Annotated in this window: 18 protein-coding genes and 1 pseudogene; 11 read left to right on the plus strand and 8 right to left on the minus strand. The window is 69.5% G+C overall.

Translation table 11 applies throughout. The annotated features are described in order from the left end of the window. Positions 1–56: 56 nt before the first annotated feature. Positions 57–719, minus strand: a complete 663-nt coding sequence (locus tag LUX31_RS04120) for a TetR/AcrR family transcriptional regulator (RefSeq protein ID WP_235473163.1) — start codon at positions 717–719, stop codon at positions 57–59. Positions 720–892: 173 nt separating this feature from the next. Between LUX31_RS04120 and LUX31_RS04125 the strand changes: the two genes are divergently transcribed. The 4 genes from LUX31_RS04125 to LUX31_RS04140 all read left to right on the plus strand — a co-directional run bounded on the left by LUX31_RS04125 (position 893) and on the right by LUX31_RS04140 (position 4,555). Then, complete coding sequence (locus tag LUX31_RS04125) at positions 893–2,188, plus strand: cytochrome P450 (RefSeq protein WP_235473164.1); 1,296 nt, start codon at positions 893–895, stop codon at positions 2,186–2,188. Positions 2,189–2,246: 58 nt separating this feature from the next. After that, the gene (locus LUX31_RS04130; protein WP_235473165.1) at positions 2,247–3,065 is read left to right on the plus strand and encodes a coniferyl-alcohol dehydrogenase; all 819 of its coding nucleotides are present in this window, start codon (positions 2,247–2,249) and stop codon (positions 3,063–3,065) included. An 88-nt stretch (positions 3,066–3,153) separates the two neighbouring features. Then, positions 3,154–3,351, plus strand: coding sequence for a ferredoxin (locus tag LUX31_RS04135; protein WP_235479791.1), 198 nt, complete (start codon positions 3,154–3,156; stop codon positions 3,349–3,351). A gap of 1 nt (position 3,352) precedes the next feature. Further along, positions 3,353–4,555, plus strand: coding sequence for an NAD(P)/FAD-dependent oxidoreductase (locus LUX31_RS04140; protein ID WP_235473166.1), 1,203 nt, complete (start codon positions 3,353–3,355; stop codon positions 4,553–4,555). A 156-nt stretch (positions 4,556–4,711) separates the two neighbouring features. On the opposite strand, the gene LUX31_RS04145 is transcribed toward LUX31_RS04140, so the two are convergent. The 6 genes and pseudogenes from LUX31_RS04145 to LUX31_RS04170 all read right to left on the minus strand — a co-directional run. Continuing rightward, positions 4,712–5,500: an SDR family NAD(P)-dependent oxidoreductase gene (locus LUX31_RS04145; protein ID WP_235473167.1), complete on the minus strand. Its 789-nt coding sequence runs from the start codon at positions 5,498–5,500 to the stop codon at positions 4,712–4,714. Next, positions 5,497–5,715: a hypothetical protein gene (locus tag LUX31_RS04150; RefSeq protein ID WP_235473168.1), complete on the minus strand. Its 219-nt coding sequence runs from the start codon at positions 5,713–5,715 to the stop codon at positions 5,497–5,499. Before LUX31_RS04150 ends, LUX31_RS04145 begins: the two co-directional genes overlap by 4 nt. A gap of 296 nt (positions 5,716–6,011) precedes the next feature. Continuing rightward, positions 6,012–7,226, minus strand: a complete 1,215-nt coding sequence (locus tag LUX31_RS04155; protein ID WP_235473169.1) for an amidohydrolase family protein — start codon at positions 7,224–7,226, stop codon at positions 6,012–6,014. A 118-nt stretch (positions 7,227–7,344) separates the two neighbouring features. Then, a complete protein-coding gene (locus LUX31_RS04160; protein WP_235473170.1) occupies positions 7,345–8,529 on the minus strand; it encodes a thiolase family protein in 1,185 nt (394 codons plus the stop codon). Further along, complete coding sequence (locus tag LUX31_RS04165) at positions 8,526–8,777, minus strand: Zn-ribbon domain-containing OB-fold protein (protein ID WP_235479792.1); 252 nt, start codon at positions 8,775–8,777, stop codon at positions 8,526–8,528. The genes LUX31_RS04160 and LUX31_RS04165 overlap by 4 nt, the downstream gene beginning before the upstream one ends. Positions 8,778–8,786: 9 nt before the next feature. Beyond that, positions 8,787–8,939: pseudogene (locus LUX31_RS04170) on the minus strand (zinc ribbon domain-containing protein); the annotation flags it as partial. Between the two features lie 667 nt (positions 8,940–9,606). Between LUX31_RS04170 and LUX31_RS04175 the strand changes: the two are divergent. From LUX31_RS04175 to LUX31_RS04200, 6 genes are all read left to right on the plus strand, one after another. Continuing rightward, positions 9,607–10,056, plus strand: coding sequence for an FAS1-like dehydratase domain-containing protein (locus LUX31_RS04175; protein WP_235473171.1), 450 nt, complete (start codon positions 9,607–9,609; stop codon positions 10,054–10,056). Beyond that, complete coding sequence (locus LUX31_RS04180; protein ID WP_235473172.1) at positions 10,053–10,505, plus strand: MaoC/PaaZ C-terminal domain-containing protein; 453 nt, start codon at positions 10,053–10,055, stop codon at positions 10,503–10,505. Before LUX31_RS04175 ends, LUX31_RS04180 begins: the two co-directional genes overlap by 4 nt. A gap of 153 nt (positions 10,506–10,658) precedes the next feature. Beyond that, positions 10,659–11,429 carry an SDR family NAD(P)-dependent oxidoreductase gene (locus tag LUX31_RS04185; protein WP_235473173.1) on the plus strand — a complete coding sequence of 257 codons (771 nt, stop codon included), beginning with the start codon at positions 10,659–10,661 and terminating at the stop codon, positions 11,427–11,429. Between the two features lie 155 nt (positions 11,430–11,584). Next, positions 11,585–13,099 (plus strand): class I adenylate-forming enzyme family protein, encoded by a 1,515-nt coding sequence (locus tag LUX31_RS04190; RefSeq protein ID WP_235473174.1) that lies wholly within the window; start codon positions 11,585–11,587, stop codon positions 13,097–13,099. 14 nt (positions 13,100–13,113) lie between these two features. Beyond that, on the plus strand, positions 13,114–13,419 hold the full coding sequence (locus tag LUX31_RS04195; RefSeq protein ID WP_235473175.1) for a hypothetical protein: 306 nt from the start codon (positions 13,114–13,116) through the stop codon (positions 13,417–13,419). A 79-nt stretch (positions 13,420–13,498) separates the two neighbouring features. Beyond that, on the plus strand, positions 13,499–14,329 hold the full coding sequence (locus tag LUX31_RS04200) for a crotonase/enoyl-CoA hydratase family protein (protein WP_235473176.1): 831 nt from the start codon (positions 13,499–13,501) through the stop codon (positions 14,327–14,329). A 322-nt stretch (positions 14,330–14,651) separates the two neighbouring features. Here the strand turns inward: LUX31_RS04200 and LUX31_RS04205 are convergent, their stop codons facing one another. Beyond that, positions 14,652–15,854, minus strand: a complete 1,203-nt coding sequence (locus tag LUX31_RS04205; RefSeq protein ID WP_235473177.1) for a cytochrome P450 — start codon at positions 15,852–15,854, stop codon at positions 14,652–14,654. A gap of 165 nt (positions 15,855–16,019) precedes the next feature. Between LUX31_RS04205 and LUX31_RS04210 the strand changes: the two genes are divergently transcribed. Beyond that, complete coding sequence (locus tag LUX31_RS04210) at positions 16,020–16,664, plus strand: TetR/AcrR family transcriptional regulator (protein ID WP_235473178.1); 645 nt, start codon at positions 16,020–16,022, stop codon at positions 16,662–16,664. Positions 16,665–16,669: the final 5 nt, after the last annotated feature.

Consider the following 16,669-nt stretch of genomic DNA (forward strand, 5'->3'; position numbering starts at 1 on the left):
TGCCGCAGGGACCCCTGACCCTCCGGCCGCACCGTCGAGCCGTCGCCCGGAACAGGTCAGCAGCGTCCGAAGAGCGCGAACAGCAGGGAGTCGCGCAATGCCCTGAGTTCCGTCTCGTCGATGGCCTCCGGGGCATTCCGCCACAGCCCGAACTGGCCATGGAGTCCGGTCCACAGCAGCTTCGCCACCCGGTCAGCGGTGAGCGGGCCGACTCTGCCGTCGTCCTCGTCCACACAGGGAGTGACGGCCTGCCGCCAGGCGCGCAGCAGCCTGCTCATGGGGTGGCGGCCGGTCCGCTCGGGCGGCGGAAGGGCGGGGCCCGTGTGGAACAGCAGCTCGTAGCGGCGTGGACTGTCCAGCGCGTGGCGGCAGTACGCGTCCATGGCGGCGATCAGACCCGCCCATGGATCATCGGCGGGCGCAGCCAGCCGTGCCGCACGCATCTCCTCCGCCAAGGTCGCGTAGACATCGTCCAGCAGCACCCACATCAGCTCGGACTTGTCCTTGAACTGTTTGTAGACGGCCGCGGAAGTGACACCGGCCTCGCGGGCGATGGCCCGTAGCGACACCGCGCCGGGCTGCCCGCTCTCCTCCAGCAGACGCCCGGCGGCATCCAGGATCTCCTGGCGCAGCCGCTGCCCCTCGCCCCGAGGATTGCGCACTCGTGGCTGCTCCGTCTTCTCCACGACTACGGCTACGCCCGTCTGACCAGCACTCATCGACCGCTCGACCCCTCTCGCACTTCGGATCCCGACAGTCTCGGACAACCCGCGCATCCAACAAAACCTCCCCCGGGGCTGTCCCCACCCGGTTCAATTGGTTTACGGTGTTAACGCGTAAGTAATCAGTGCTTACTCAAGCCTCATCCCCCACAACGGCGGAGGTATGCGAGATGACCGAAACAACTGTCCGAGACCCCGGTGACGACCACATCGACGACCACACCCGCGATCTGATCAAGCGCCTTTCCGGCGGCAACGACCGGTTCCCCTTCCCGATGCAGCGCTCCACCCCCTTCGACCCGCCGCCGGAGTACGCCGAGCTCCGCTCGAAGTGCCCGGTCGCCCCGGCCACGCTGTACGGCAAGAACGCCTGGCTGCTCACCAAGTACGACGACGTCCGCGAGGCGCTGCAGAGCGAGTCGCTGAGCGCCGACATCACCCATCCCCACTTCCCGCTGACCCCCGGCATGAAGGCCGGCCTGGAGGCGGCGGGCGGCGGCAACATCGGGTCCTTCCTGAAGATGGACCCGCCCGAACACGACGACCTGCGCCGCATGCTCACGCGCGACTTCATGGTCAAGCGCGTCGAGGCCATGCGGCCCAGGATCCAGGAGCTCGTCGACGGACTGATCGACAACATGCTGGCCGGCCCCCAGCCCGCCGACCTCTTCGAGGTGCTCGCCATGCCGATGCCGAACACGGTCATCTGCTGGCTGCTGGGCGTACCCCAGAGCGACCACGCCTTCTTCGAGGACCGCACCACGTACGCCTTCAAACGCGACGTCCCCGACGACGTGCGCATGGAAAAGACCATGGAGCTCAACGGCTACGTGTTCGGCCTCGTCGACCAGCGCATCGCCGACCCGGACCTGGACCCCGAGGCCGACATCATCAGCCGCCTCGTCCACGACCAGCTTCGCAGCGGCCGACTGGACCGCAACGAGGTCCACGCCATGGCCATGCTCATGCTGGTCGCCGGACACGAGACCACCGGCAACATGGCCGCGCTCGGCACCCTCGCGCTGCTCCAGCACCCCGAGCAGTACGAGGCACTCGGCCAGGACCCCGCCCTCGCCCCGGGCGCCGTCGAGGAACTGATGCGTTACCTCACCATCAACGACGACCCCAACTACCGGTTCGCCAAGGAGGACACGGTCATCGGCGGCCGGCAGATCAAGGCCGGCGACGCGGTGCAGCCGCTGACGTTCTCCGCCAACCGTGACGAGGGCCACTACGACAACCCCGACGCGCTCGACATCCGGCGCGGCGTCCGCGACCACCTCGGCTTCGGCTACGGCATCCACCAGTGCCTCGGCCAGCCGCTCGCCCGCGTCGAACTCCAGGTGTTCTACGAGACGTTGGCCCGGCGTATACCGACTCTCCGGCTCGCCGTACCGCTGGAAGAGGTCGCCTTCAAGACCGACGCCGACATCTACGGCGTCTGGTCCCTCCCCGTCACCTGGTGACCTCGGCTCCCCGGCCGGCACCCGTAACCATCCGAAAGTCCAGAAGGGAACAACAGACATGGCTTCCATCGATCTTGGATATGAGGGCTCCCGAATCATCGTCAGCGGGGGCGGCGGCGCGGGCATGGGTGCCGCGCTGGTGGCCAAGCTCACCGCGCTGGGCGCCGAGGTCCACGTCCTGGACCTCAAGGCCCCCGACACCGACACCGGCGCCGTCTTCCACGCCACGGACCTGAAGGACGCGGAGGCGATGACCGCCGCCGTCGCCGAGATCGGCGGTCCGGTCACCCATCTGTTCAACTGCGTGGGCGTCCCCAGCAACAAGACCTCGAACCTGGACACCGTACTCATCAACTTCGTGGGTGTACGGCACCTCACGGAAGCCGTCGTCCCCTACATGCTGCCGGGCGGTTCGGTCACCACGATCGCCTCCCAGGCCGGGTCGGGCTGGATGCGCAATGTCGAGACCCTGCGCCCCCTGATCCGCACCGAAGGATTCGACGACGCCCGGGAGTGGTGCGAGAAGCACCCCGACGAGATCGCCCACGCCTACGTCACGTCCAAGGAGGCCGCGGTCATCTGGACCCAGTACGCCGCGGTGGCGCTCGGCGAGAAGGGCATCCGCCTCAACTGCACGATGCCCGGGCCGACGATCACTCCGATGACGGCCGAGTTCGAGGCCGCGGTCGGGAAGGACTTCTGGGACTCCTTCCCGATCCCGCTCGGCCGCCCGGCCACCCCCGAGGAGCAGGCCGATGTCCTTCTCTTCCTCGGCAGTTCGGCCGCCTCCTGCGTCACGGGGGCCCCGGTGATCACCGACGGCGGCACGATGGGCGGCGTCTTCACCGGCCTGCTCGAAATGCCGTTCCCGAACTGACCCCCCCGGCGGTGTCCCGTACAGGCCTGTGCGGGACACCGCTTCCCCTGAGCCCCCCCACTGGAAGGCGGATCCATATATGACCACCATGAAAGTCGAGGTCGACGTCCCGAAGTGCGTCGCCTCCGGGCAGTGTGTGCTGATCGCACCCGAGGTCTTCGACCAGCGGGACGACGACGGCATGGTCGTCCTGCTGGACGAGAACCCGGCACCCGAACTGCACGACGGCGTACGCGAGTCCGCGATGGTCTGCCCGGCGGCGGCCATCCGGCTGCAGGAGGTATGACATGGAGCGGGTTGTCATCGTCGGCGCCTCCGCCGGCGGACTGGCGACCGCGGAGACCCTGCGCAGGCACGGTTACGAGGGCACCGTCACCCTGATCGGCGACGAGCCGCATCTCCCGTACGACAGGCCTCCGTTGTCCAAGCAGATCCTCAGCGGAGAGTGGGGACCCGACCGGCTCCCCCTTCGCTCGCGGGAGGACATCGGCGCCCTCGGCCTGGAACTGCGGCTGGGCGGCGCGGCCGTGGGCGTGGACGTCCAGGACCGGATCATGGCCCTGGCCGACGGGGACACGGTCGGCTACGACGCCCTGGTCGTCGCCACCGGAGTCCGGCCCCGGCGCCTGCCGGGCAGCACGGGCGTGCGCGGGGTGCATGTCATCCGCACCCTGGAGGACGCGACCGCGCTGAAGGAACGGCTGGCGCCGGGGCGGCGTCTGGTGGTGGTCGGTGCCGGATTCATCGGCGCCGAGGCGGCCGCGGTCGCCCGCGGGCTCGGCATCGAGGTGACGATGCTCGAACCGGCACCGGTACCGCTGGCCCACGCCCTCGGCGAGGACATCGGACGCACCCTCACACAGGCGCACCACGACCACGGCGTCGATCTGCGCACCGGCGTGACGGTGCGGGAGATCGTCTCCTCCGGCGGGCAGGTCACCGGAGTCGGGCTCACGGACGGGACCGTCGTACCGGCGGACGACGTGGTGGTCGGCATCGGTACGCATCCCAACACCGAATGGCTGGAGGGCAGCGGGCTCACCCTCGACAACGGCCTCGTCTGCGACGAGTACAGCCAGGCCGCGCCGGGTGTGTGGGGGGTCGGTGACGTGGCCCGCTGGTACAACCCGCTGTTCGAGACGTCGATGCGGATCGAGCACCGCACCAACGCCGCCGAGCAGGGCATGGCGGTGGCCCGCAACCTGCTCGCCCCCGACGCCCGCAAGCCGTTCGCACCGGTGCCGTACTTCTGGTCCGACCAGTACGACATGAAGATCCAGGCGTACGGCTATCTGCGCGGCCACGACGAGGTCGCGGTCGTGGAGGGCGATCTGGCCTCGCGCCGCTTCATCGCCGTCTACCGGACCGGCGACCACCTGGTGGGCGCCCTCTCGGTCGGCATGCCGCCGAAGACCATCCGCACCTGGCGCGCGGCCGTCGCCGCCCGGCAGGAGTGGAGCGCCGCGGTGGGCGACGGGCTCGCGGCGTAGCACGGCCGGTGGCCGCCGCGCTCGACCGCTCGTCCGGGACGGGGAGCGGTCGAGCGCGGCCTGCGACTGTCGCCGGCGCGGCACCCTCGATCCGGAGCGTTCCCTGTTGCGGGGACCGGCGAGAACCGGGCCGTCGCTCGCCGTGTGCGGCCCCTCTCAGGCGAGGGACCTCTCGGCATCTGACGCGGCGTCACCGTTGACGGAGAACCCGCCGTCCACGGTGACCGTCGCGCCGGTGACGAACGTGGCCTCGTCCGAGGCCAGCCACGTCGCCGCGTAGGCGATGTCCATCGGTTGACCGATCCTGGTGAGCCGGCCGCCGCCGGTGTGCAGGCCGGAGTCCCCACGTAGGGCGACCACCCGGCCAACGATCAGGCAGTTGGCACGGATACCGTCCGCACTGCCCTCCACCGCGAGCGTCCGCGTGAGACTGTTCACGGCGCCCTTGGCCGCACCGTAGGCACTGAACCCCTTGAAGCCCGCCACGGACTGCCCCGAAGAGACGTTGATGACAGAGGCACCCGCGGCGGCGGCGAGGTGCGGCCAGGCGTACTTGGTCGTCCAGAACACGGAGCCGGTGAGCGTGTCACGCACGATGGCGTCCCATTCGGCCGTCGTGTACTCGTACATGGGCTTGACGGTGCGGGCCACCACACCGGTCGGGGCCGCGTTGTTCACCAGCGTGTGCAGCTCCCCGTACCGCTCCACAGTGGCCTCGACCGCCTCGCGGACGCTCTGCTCGTCGGCGATGTCGAGATACTGGAACGCGGCCTCGCCGCCGGCCTCACGGATGCGCGCGACCACCTTCTCGCCACGGTCCACCGTGCGCCCGGCGACCATGACGCGGGCGCCTTCGGTGGCGAAGTGCTCGGCGACGGAGCGTCCGATGCCCCTCGTGGATCCCGAGATCAGCGCCACCTTGCCGTGCAGCCTGTCTCCCGTCACAGCGCGCCGTACAGCTTCTCCAGCGCGGAGAGGCGGCGGGTGAGCAGGAGTACGGAAGCGGCGTCTGCAGGTGCGTCGGACCCGCCGCTCTCCAGCATGGCGAGACGCTCACGGACCGCGTCGATCTCTTCCTTCAGCCGACCGCTCGCCTCGTCGCGCGTCAGCAGGTCCTCGTCGGTCCAGTCGGACGCCGCAATGTCCCGTCCGTGGCTCATGCTCAGCTCCAGGGCTTGAAGACGGCCCCGGTCAAGAGTCCGGCACCGACGCTACATATCGCATTTCTGACACTCCGTACACTAAGCACGGAGACCATGGGCGTCAACATCTCTGACGTGCTTGCTCACCCGTTGGGGCGTTGGCGACGCGGTGCGGCAGCACCTTGCGACCGGAGACTGTCTGACACCAATGACACTCTCGCGCGCCGCCGCACGCCCCAGCCGGCAGTCGCCGTGCAGAAGGTCACGGAACGCACGACCGCCCGGTGACTTCTCTTCCTGAGTTCCTCGGCGATCTACTCGGAGCGGGGGAAGTTGTAAGCGCGCCGGGCGTTCAGCTCCACCATCTTGTGCACCTCGTCGTCCGGCACGTCCTGCATCGCGTCGGCCACGTACTGACGGCTCTTGGGCCAGAGGGAGTCCGAGTGGGGGTAGTCGGCCTCCCACATGATGTTGTCGATCCCGACCTTCTCCCGCCGCAGAATGCCCTCGTCGTCTTCGATGAAGCAGCCGAACATGTTCTTGCGCCACAGGTCGGAGGGGCGGACCTCCTTGTTGACGTTCTGGTACCAGCGGTGCTTCTCCCAGGTCAGGTCGATGCGGTCCAGCAGGTACGGGACCCAGCCGATGCCGCCCTCGGAGAGGGCCACCTTCAACTCGGGGAACTTGTAGAAGACCTGGGAGAACAGCAGGTCGGCCGTCGCGTACATGGAGTTGCAGCCGAACAGCGCGGTCATGACCGCCATCGGTGCCTCCGGGGAGGTGATGGGCGGCTTGCCCGAGGAGCCGAAGTGCATGCACAGCGGCAGGCCGGTCTCCTCGGCGGCGCGGAAGACCTTGTCCCAGTGGTCGGTGTAGAACGACGGAAGGCCGCGCCCGACCGTGTTCTCCGGGAAGCTGATCGCCTTCGCGCCCTTGGCCGCGCACCGGTAGATCTCCCGTGCCGACTCGTCGGCGTCCCACAGCGGCAGAACGATCATCGGGATGAAGCGGTCCGGGTAGGCGGCGGCCCACTCGTCGAGGTGGAAGTCGTTCCACGCCTGCACCGACAGCAGGGCCAGTTCGGGGTCCTTGCCCTCCATGAACACCGTGCCGGCGAAGCCGGGGAAGGTGGGGAAGCACAGGGCGGCCTGAACCCCGTCGATGTCCATGTCCGTGACGCGCGCGTGCACGTCGTAACAGCCCGGCAGCATGTCCGAGTAGCGGGTCGGGTCCATGCCGTACTCTTCGGGCCGCTTGCCCGCCACCGCGTTCAGGCCGATGTTCGGGTAGATCCTCCCCTCGTAGGTCCAGACCTCCGCGAGCCGCTTCTTGTACTCTCCACCCTCCCGGCCGGCGCTGAAGAGGCTGGCGACCAACGCGTCGTCGCTCGTGGTCTCGCTCGCGTCCATTTCGACGATCCGCGGACCGTCCTCCTGGAACTTCTTCGGCAGCCGGTCCGTCCACAGCGACGGCGGCTCGATCAGGTGGTCGTCCACCGATATCAGCTGCATGTGATCCTGAAGCGGCATGGTTCCTCCCAAGCGTCGACGACAGCCGGACCGGGCCAGTCCCTGAGGTGCCGGCTGCTTCCTTCGAGTTCGTACGAATGTGTGCTGCGGGGCGCGGGCGCGCCGCTCTCCCGGACGCTCAGCCGGCGCGGTGGAGCAGCAGGCAGCCCGCTTCGGGCCCGCCACCGATTCCCACCGCGACGGTTCTCACGTCCTTGGCGATCTGTCGTTCTCCTGCCTGACGCCACAGCTGCAGACAGGCCTCGTGGAGGAAGCCGTAGCCGTGCATTCGGCCCGCCGACAGCTGGCCGCCGTGCGGATTGATCGGCAGGGTGCCGTCCAGGCGGTAGGTGTCGACGTCGTCGAGGAACTGTCCGACCTTGCCGTGTTCGCAGAAGCCGAGCGCCTCGATCCACTGGGTGCACAGGTAGCTGAAGCCGTCGTACAGCGTGGCGAAGTCGACGTCCGACGGGGTCATCGTCGTCGTCTCCCACATGGACCGCGCGGCATCGTGCGCGGCCATGGTGGTCAGGTCGGCCCGCTGGTCCCACGTGTGACGCTCGTACAGCGCGGCCCCGGCGGCCTCGATCGAGATCGGCGGGTTCGGCAGGCCGGCGGTCTCCTCACGTCGGGAGAGGATGATCGCGGTCGCGCCGTCGCACGGGACGTCGCAGTCGTAGAGACCGAACGGCCAGGAGATCAGCCGCGCGTCGAGGTACTCCTCCAGCGTCATCGGTTCGCGGTAGATCGCCTGGGGGTTACGGCCCGCGTTGGTGCGGGTGTTGACCACCAGCTTGCCGAGCTGCTCCCGGGTCAGCCCGAAGTCGTGCATGTAGCGCTGGGCGTACATGGCGATCCAGTTCGCCGGGGATGCGGCGCCGAACGGCACCCGGAACTCCGCGTGCCCCGAGGCACGTTGCGCCTTCCCGGTCAGGGCGGCGGCCCGGCCCTTCGCCTGTGCCGTGGCCTCCCAGACCGAGCGGAAGCAGAGCACATGGGTGGCTCGTCCGGTCGCGATGGCCGCGGCGGCGTCGAGCAGGGTGCCGATCTGGCCGGAGGTCTCGACCGAGCTCGTGTGCCAGCGGGTGCGCAGGCCGAAAGCGTCTCGGACGTCGTGCGTGGTCGCCCCCACGAATCCGTCCTCCGCGGCGACGGGGCCGGGATAGCTGGCCACTCCGTCGATGTCGTCGAACGTCAGGCCGGCGTGCCGGACGGCGACTTCGGCGGCTTCCAGGGCCAGATCGATGCCGGTGCGGCCGAGGCGCCGGCCGATCCGGGACTGCCCGATGCCGGTGACCACGGCACGGTCGTCGGCGAAGGTCATGACGTCACCGGCCGGAAGAAGGGGAGCGCGATGTCGTCCTGTTCGTCGAAGACGACTTCGACGGGCATCCCGACCGTGACCTGCTCGATGTCGCACTCGACCAGACAGGTCGTGAGCCGGACATCGGGCTGCTCGTCGAGTTCGACGGCGGCGATCACGTAAGGCGGTGGGAAGGCGTCGAACCATGGATGGTGGTTCACGGTGTAGGCGGCGACCGTCGCCCTGCCGGACACCTTCTCCGGTCCCACGTCGCGGCTTCGGCAGCGGTGGCACGCGCCCACCGGGGGGTGGAAGTACCGCCGACAGGAACGGCAACGGTGAATGAGAAGGGCGTGGTCGAATCCACCGGTCCAGAAGGGACGGGATTCTTCGGACACTTCCGGAAGTATGCGGCCCGACTGTTGTGACATGGGATTCCTCCGGGAATCAACTGCGGCACTGTGCGCCACGCCGTTTCGGGCGCGGCGGAGCCCGGACGACCGGCTTCCCGGACCTGGTTGGCCAATCGTTCGGACCGTAACATCTGATGGTCGTGTCACGAAACAGTCCGTTCCATGCAAACTGTCGAAGGACGGGACCGCGGTCCCCGTCGAGCGGGCGGGTCACGGGCGGCACACGAGGGCCGCGAACGCCGGGAGCACATCGGCTCGGATCCCTCTCACAACCATCATGAACTGCTGATTCGCACCGCCGACGTGCTGCAGTCGGGGCACCCGCCGCACGCTGCAACACCTCGGCCGGAGGATGGAGCCGCACAAACCCGCCCGCCGTGGGCAGCAAGCGGAGAGGGCTCCCCAGCAGCCACCAGCAGCCCGTCACAGCCGACGGCCTACAGCGTTCTCTGACAGTGCTATACGACCATCGAGACTCGTCGGCCCCCTACGCACACCTCGACGGGGAGCCGCCTTCGCGACAGAGAACCACCCAAAACGACGAACATGTCAGAACACATGGAGTTCAGGACCCCTCGACAGCCCTCAGGGCGCGAACATACGGATCCCACCTCGACACTCGACAGGAAACGCAGTCACAAATAATGTACGTGGCGTCAGATTCCGCCGTGGACCAGGAGGCCTAGTGACCACCCCACCCCCACAGTCCGCGCCGGTCGGCGCGACCGGCACCGAGTACGAAGTGCCTGTAGAACGCGGCAAGATCAGCGAATTCGCCGCCGCCATGCAGTCCGAGAACCCCGCCTATCAAGGGCTTCAGGCCATCACCCCGCCGACGTTCCTGGCCTGCGCCGCCCGCTGGGCCCCCGAGGGCGGGCGGATCGAGACGGGTTTCGAGCGTGCCCGGTTGCTGCACGGGGAACAGGAGTACGTCTTCCACGGCCCGCCCCCGCGCGCCGGGGACACCCTGATCGCCCGCGAGCGGCTGATCGACCGCTACACGAAGGCCGGCAAGCGCGGCGGTGAGATGCGCTTCGCCGTGGTGACCACCGAATTCCGCTCCCCCGCCGGGGATCTGGTCGCCGAGGCACGGGCGACCTACATCGAGACGGCCGCGAAGGAGGGAGCCAAGTGACGACGGCGCCGCTCACGTACGCCAAGGGAACCGTCGCCCCGCCCCGCCGGTTCGGGCCGCTGACGACCAGGATGTTCGTCCGCTACTCGGGGGCTTCGGGCGATCTCAACCCGATGCACTACGACGACATTCAGGCACGGGCCGCGGGCCACCCCTCCGTCTTCTCGCAGGGCATGCACCAGGCCGCGCTGCTGGCCGGCTTCGCGACGGACTGGCTCGGCGCCGAGCATGTCCGCCGCTTCCACGTCCGCTTCCGCGAGCAGGTGTGGCCGGGCGACGTGCTCACCTGCGCCGGCGAGGTCACCGCCGTCGCCCCGCACGGAGAGGGCTTGGATCTGGTCACCGTGGCGCTCACCTGCACGCGGCAGACCGGCGGGGTGGCCATCAGCGGTTCGGCGGACTTCCTGCTGCCCGCCGATGCCGCCGCACCTCGTACGACAGCACCTTGATCTGACATATTCACCCACCTTTGACGTCAACCACCCTCGACGACCAACAAAGGTCCACCACCCGACGGTTGCACGTATCTAACAAGTGTGTCACTTTGGATTCCCGGTTCGCGTCGCTGTCATGGCGGCCGAGTCGCAGAGAGGACTTCCGGTATGGACATCAGTCGCGTTTCGGCGCTCGTCACCGGCGGCGCCGGTGGACTGGGCGAAGCCACCGTCCGCAGGCTCACCGCCGCGGGCGCTGCAGTGATCATCGCGGATCTGGACGACGACCGTGGCAAGTCCCTGGCCGACGAACTCGGCAGCCGCGTGGCGTATGTACGAACCGACGTACTGAACGAGGCCGAAGTGAACGGGGCGATCGCCGCGGCGACCGCCCTGGCTCCCCTGGGCATCGCGGTCAGCGCGCACGGCGGCGCCGCGGGCGCCTCCCGGGTGGTGGGCCGGGACGGATCACCCGCGTCCTTCGAGCAGTTCCAGTGGTACGTCAGCCTCTTCCTCAACGGGACGTTCAACGTGCTGCGGCTGGCCGCCGCCGCCATGGCCAAGAACGTGGCAGGCCCGGACGGCGGGCGCGGCGTCATCGTCAACACGGCGAGCATCGCCGCCTTCGAGGGGCAGGTCGGCCAGACCGCGTACGCGGCGGCCAAGGGCGGGGTCGTCGGGCTCACGCTCCCCGCGGCCCGCGATCTGACCAAGGTGGGGGTGCGCGTCATGGCGATCGCGCCGGGCACCTTCTTCACGCCCGCCTTCCGTATGGAGCGGGAGGAGGCCGAACAGCGCTGGGGGGCAGCCGTACCCTTCCCCAACCGGATGGGCAGCCCCTCCGAGTACGCGGCACTGGTGCAGCACATCGCCGAGAACGACTACCTCAACGGCGAGGTCATCCGCCTCGACGGAGCGCTGCGTTTCCAGCCGAAGTGATGTGAGGTGCGTGCCTTGCCGCCAGGGTGAGTTGTCATACGTGGCGGCTGCCGCGCGGCTTCTGGCACGTACTCCCCCGGCCGGCGCTCCCCGGCGCCCCCACGCCGCGCGCGAAGACGAGCGACCCGCCATCGCGCCCCTCGATCGGAACTCACATGAGCATTTCACTGATCCTGGAGATGGCCACCTCCGGCCATCCCGACCGCGCGGCCGTCACCACCGGCGGCACGACGCACACCTACCAGGAGTTCGCCGACGCGGTGGCCCGGGCGGGCACCCTGTTGCAGGAGTCGGGCGCCGAGCACGTCGTGTTCCTCGCCGGGTCCGGCATCGAGCAGGCCACGCTCCTCTTCGCGGCGGCCCACGCGGGTATCCCTTTCTCCCCCGTCAACTACCGCCTCGGCCAGGCCCAGCTCACCGAGCTGATCAACCGGATCGACGGGGCGCTCGTGATCGTGGACCCCCGCTACCACGAGGTCGCCGCCGCGTCCCGCGCCCCCCTCGTCACGACCGACGACTTCACGGCCCGGATGCGGGCCCGCACCGAGACGCCGCTGCCGCCGCGGACCGTCGACCCGGACTCCCCCGCCATCATCCTGTTCACCAGCGGCACGACCTCGGCGCCCAAGGGCGTCGTACTGCGCCACAGCCATCTGCTCAGCTACGTCATGGGCACGGTGGAGTTCGCCTCCGCGGCCGAGACGGACGCCGCGCTGATCAGCGTCCCGCCCTACCATGTCGCGGGCACGGGCACGGTTCTGACGAACTTCTACGCCGGGCGCCGGATGGTCTACCTGCCGGACTTCGAGCCGCGGCGCTGGATCGACCTCGCCCGCGAGGAGGGCGCGACATCGGCGATGGTGGTGCCGACGATGCTCGAACGCATCGTGCAGTGCCTGCCGAAGGGGGCGACCGCCGACGTCCCGACGCTGCGGACCCTGTCCTACGGCGGTTCGCGCATGCCTCGCCCCACCCTCGAAGCGGCCCTTCACGCCTTCCCCGAGGCCGGCTTCGTCAACGCCTACGGGCTCACCGAGACCAGCTCGACCATCGCGCTGCTCGGCCCCGACGACCACCGGGCGGCCCTGAACAGCACCGACCCACTCGTGCGGGCCCGGCTCGCCTCCATCGGCCGGCCCGTGCCCGGCATCGAGGCGCAGATCCGCGACCCCGCGGGCAACCCCGTCGCGCCCGGCGAGCAGGGTGAGCTGTGGGTGCGCGGAGCGCAGGTCTCCGGCGAGTACCTGGGCGCCGCGTCGGTGCTGGACAGCGAGGGCTGGTTCCCCACCCGGGACCTGGCCCACGAGGACGCCGACGGCTATCTGTTCATCGTGGGACGAGGCGACGACACCATCATCCGCGGCGGTGAGAACATCGCGCCCGCCGAGATAGAGGACGTGCTCGTCACCCACCCGCAGGTGCGCTCCGTCGCCGTCGTCGGAATACCGGACGACCACTGGGGCCAGGCCATCGTCGCGGCCGTGGTCGTCGAGGACGGGGCCGACCTCGACGAGGAACAGCTGCGTCAGTACGCGCGCGAGCGGCTCCGCGGCTCGCGCACCCCCGACCGTGTCGTCTTCCAGAGCGCGCTGCCCATCACTGCCACCGGCAAGATCCTGCGCAAGGACATCGTCGCCGGGATTGTCACCAAGGCCGGTTCAGACCGGTGACTGAGGAGAACAGCATGCTCAAGACCGGAGCCCGTCTGCGCAGCCAGGTCTGCGGGACCGAGGTCGTCGTGGTGCGCGCCGGCAACGCGGACGCCGTAGTGCACTGCGGTGGACACCCCATGATCGACCTCACCGCCGACCCCGAGCGGGGATTCGCGATCGACGCCGCCTTCGCCGGGGGCAGCGTCCTCGGCAAGCGCTACACGGACGACGGCAACACCATCGAGGTCCTCGTCACGCACGACGGCGCGGGCTCGCTCGCCCTGGACGGCAAGGCGCTGACGCTCAAGACCGCCAAACCGCTGCCCTCCAGTGACTGAGCGGCCCGAACAGTATGCGGCGATCGTGAGAGACCGGACCGGTGGGCCGCGGCCGGACCTCGTCGAAGGAGACCGACCCATGCACGCGGAACACACGCCGGCCGACGCCACCGCTCCCGGTGCGGAGCCCGCCGCACTGGTGGAGCGCCTGGGCCCCGTCATGCTCATCACCCTGAACCGTCCGTCCGCCCGCAACGCGGTCAACGCCGAGATGTGCGTCCTGGTCGGTGACGCGCTGGAGGAGGCGGAACGGGACCAGGACATAAGGGTGGTGGTGCTCACCGGGGCCGGCGACAAGGCGTTCTGTGCCGGGGCCGACCTCAAGGCCATCAGCCGTGGCGAACCGGTGATTCCGCCCGGCCGGGAGCACTGGGGCCTGGCCGGCTACGTCTCGCACTCCATCAGCAAGCCCACGATCGCCGCGGTCAACGGCCTCGCGCTGGGCGGCGGTACGGAACTCGCGCTGGCCAGCGACCTCGTGGTGACCGCCGAGCACGCGCAGTTCGGGCTGCCCGAGGTCAAGCGGGGGCTGGTCGCCGCTGCCGGCGGTGCTTTCCGGCTCATGGACAAGCTGCCGGCGGCGATAGCGATGGAGCTACTGCTCACCGGCGAGCCGATCAGCGCGCGCCGCGCGGCGGAACTCAACCTCGTCAACCGCGTGGTGCCGGGCCCCGAAGTCCTGGATACGGCGCTCGGCCTGGCCCGCACCATCGCGGCCAACGCCCCGCTGGCCGTGCAGGCCCACAAACGGATCGCCCTCGCGCAGGGCCCGGCGGGCGAACGCCCCCGGGAGGAACCGGGCTGGGCCGCGACGGCCCAGGCCCTCCCGCTCATCGCCGCCTCCGAGGACGCGAAGGAAGGCGCCCTCGCGTTCGTCGAGAAGCGCGCGCCGGTGTGGCGGGGGCGGTAGACAGCCGGTATGGCGGGGGGGGTGGCCAGGGGGCAGCAGTCAGGGTGTGCCGGGCGGGAGCCCTCGGCGATCGCCGCCGGTGGGCGCAGTCGGTGAGCGCCGCCGGCGGGCGCAGTCAGTGAGCGCCGCCGCCCGGGCTCACCGGCCCTGCCGGCTCACTCGCCCTACCGCGGAGCTGCGTGGACAAGCGGCCGGTCGTACCGAAGGCGAGGCTCGTCGACCTGTCACGGTGGCCGCGCCCTGATAGCCCTGCCTGCGTAGAGGGAGCTCCCGGCAGGGCTCATCCCGCACCAGCCGGGTCAGCGGCGGCCGGGCGGCGCTGTCACCACGAGACGGGCAGTTCTTCGACTCCGTAGACCATCGTGTTCTGCTTGAAGGCTATGTCCTCCAGCGGAACGGCGATCCGCAGGTCGGGCAGTCGCCTGAAAAGTTCGGGCAGGACGATCTGGAGTTCTGCGCGGGCCAGCGGCTGGCCGAGGCACTGGTGGACGCCGTATCCGAACGTGACGTGATGGCGCGCGTTGGCCCGGCCGAGGTCGAGGCCGTCGGGGTCGGCGAAGACCTCCGGGTCACGGTTGGCGACGTGGAGGGGGACGATCACACCCTCGCCGGCGCGGATGGCGACCTCGCCGACGCGTACGTCTTCGAGGGCGTAGCGGCGCAGTCCGCCGTGCACGATGGCGAGGTACCTCAGCAGTTCCTCCACCGCGATCGCGGTCTGGGCCGGGCCGGCGAACAGGTGGGGGATCTGCTCGGGGTGCTGCAGAAGGGTGAGGGTGCTCAGCGCGATCATGTTCGCGGTGGTCTCGTGACCGGCGAACAGCAGGAACACCGCCATGTCGGTGGCGTCCCGCTCGGTGACCGTGCCGGCGTCGACGTGCTCGGCGAGGCCGGTCAGTACATCGTCGCCGGGTTTGCTCCGCTTGGCGGCGATCAGCTGGGACAGGTAGGAGTTGAGCGCATCCCATGAGGTCGTGAACTGCTCCGGCGTGGTGCCGAGGTCGACGAAGGTCTTCGAGTGGGACTGGAAGAAGTCGTGGTCCTCGTACGGCACGCCGAGCAGGTCGCAGATCACCAGCGAGGGCAGCGGCAGGGCGAACCGCTCCACGAAGTCCACCGGCGCCGGCGCCCGGGACATCTCGTCGAGGAGTTCTCCCGTCGTCCTGGTGATGGCCGGGCGCAGCGCCTCGATCCTCTTGACCATGAACTCGCGGGTGAGCGCGCGCCGCATCGTGGTGTGCACGGGCGCGTCGCTGTTGGCGAAGAACCCGGGCGGCAGTGGCGGCATGTTCTCGCGGGGCGCCGGGAAACCGGCCGACGTCGGGTCGCTGCTGAAGGCGGGGCTGCCGAGCACCGCGCGGGCGTCCTCCCAGCGCGTCACCAACCAGGGGCTGAGCCTGCCCTCCCAGATGGTGACCCTGGTGATCGGCTGCTCGTCGCGCAGCCGGGAGTACTGGGGCGGCGGGGCGAGCGGAGCGTTCCTCGGTCGGGTGAGGACGAATTCGGGGGTGGTCGCAGAGCTCATGAATGGTCCCTTCCACATCCACCTAACGGCGTTAGGTGGTTCTGAGTGGGATCCTAACAGCGTTAGGCGCTTCCTGTCAGGGAGGCCATGGGACGGGCCACCGCTGGAGATGACCGATGATGGACGTCTGGTCACGACCAGTGGCGGGCGTGTGGAGGAGGAACCGTGGGCTCGGTGGCACCGGGGCAGCGTGTGCCCAACCGGCTGGGCGAAGGGGAGCGTCTGCGGCAGGAGATCCTGGACTCCGCGACCCGCATCCTGGAGGAGTCCGGCCGCGAGGACGCGCTGTCCCTGCGCGGTATCGCCCGCGAGGTGGGCATCGCCGCGCCGAGCATCTACCTGCACTTCAAGAACAAGACGGACCTGATCTGGGCGGTACTCGACACCGCGTACTCCGCCCTGGCATCCGCCATGGTCGAGGCGGAGCGGTCCGCCGCCGCATCGGACAGGGACGCGTGGGGACAGCTGTGCGCCGCTGCCGACGCCTACCGCCGGTTCGCCGTCGACAACCCCCGCCGCTACCAGCTCATGTTCAGCCTGGAGCAGCAGGCGTCGGCGGAGCGGCGCGTCACCGGACATCCGCTCACCCGGGTCCTCCACGCCTGGACCGACGCGGTCGAGAGATACCTGACAGCCGCCTGCCCGGAAAGGCGCGAGGAGGCCGGGAGACTGGGAATTCTGCTGTGGACCGGCATGCACGGCCAGTTCGCGCTCTGGCACACCCTGCCGCACCCGCACGCCGAGAACGAAGCCGTCCTGGCGGAGTTGCAGGAGGCGCTGGTGAGAGGACTGCTGCTCCCGTCGGACTGACCGCA

The sequence above is a fragment of the Streptomyces sp. GQFP genome (genome assembly GCF_021545335.1).
In the GTDB taxonomy this organism is placed as follows: domain Bacteria; phylum Actinomycetota; class Actinomycetes; order Streptomycetales; family Streptomycetaceae; genus Streptomyces.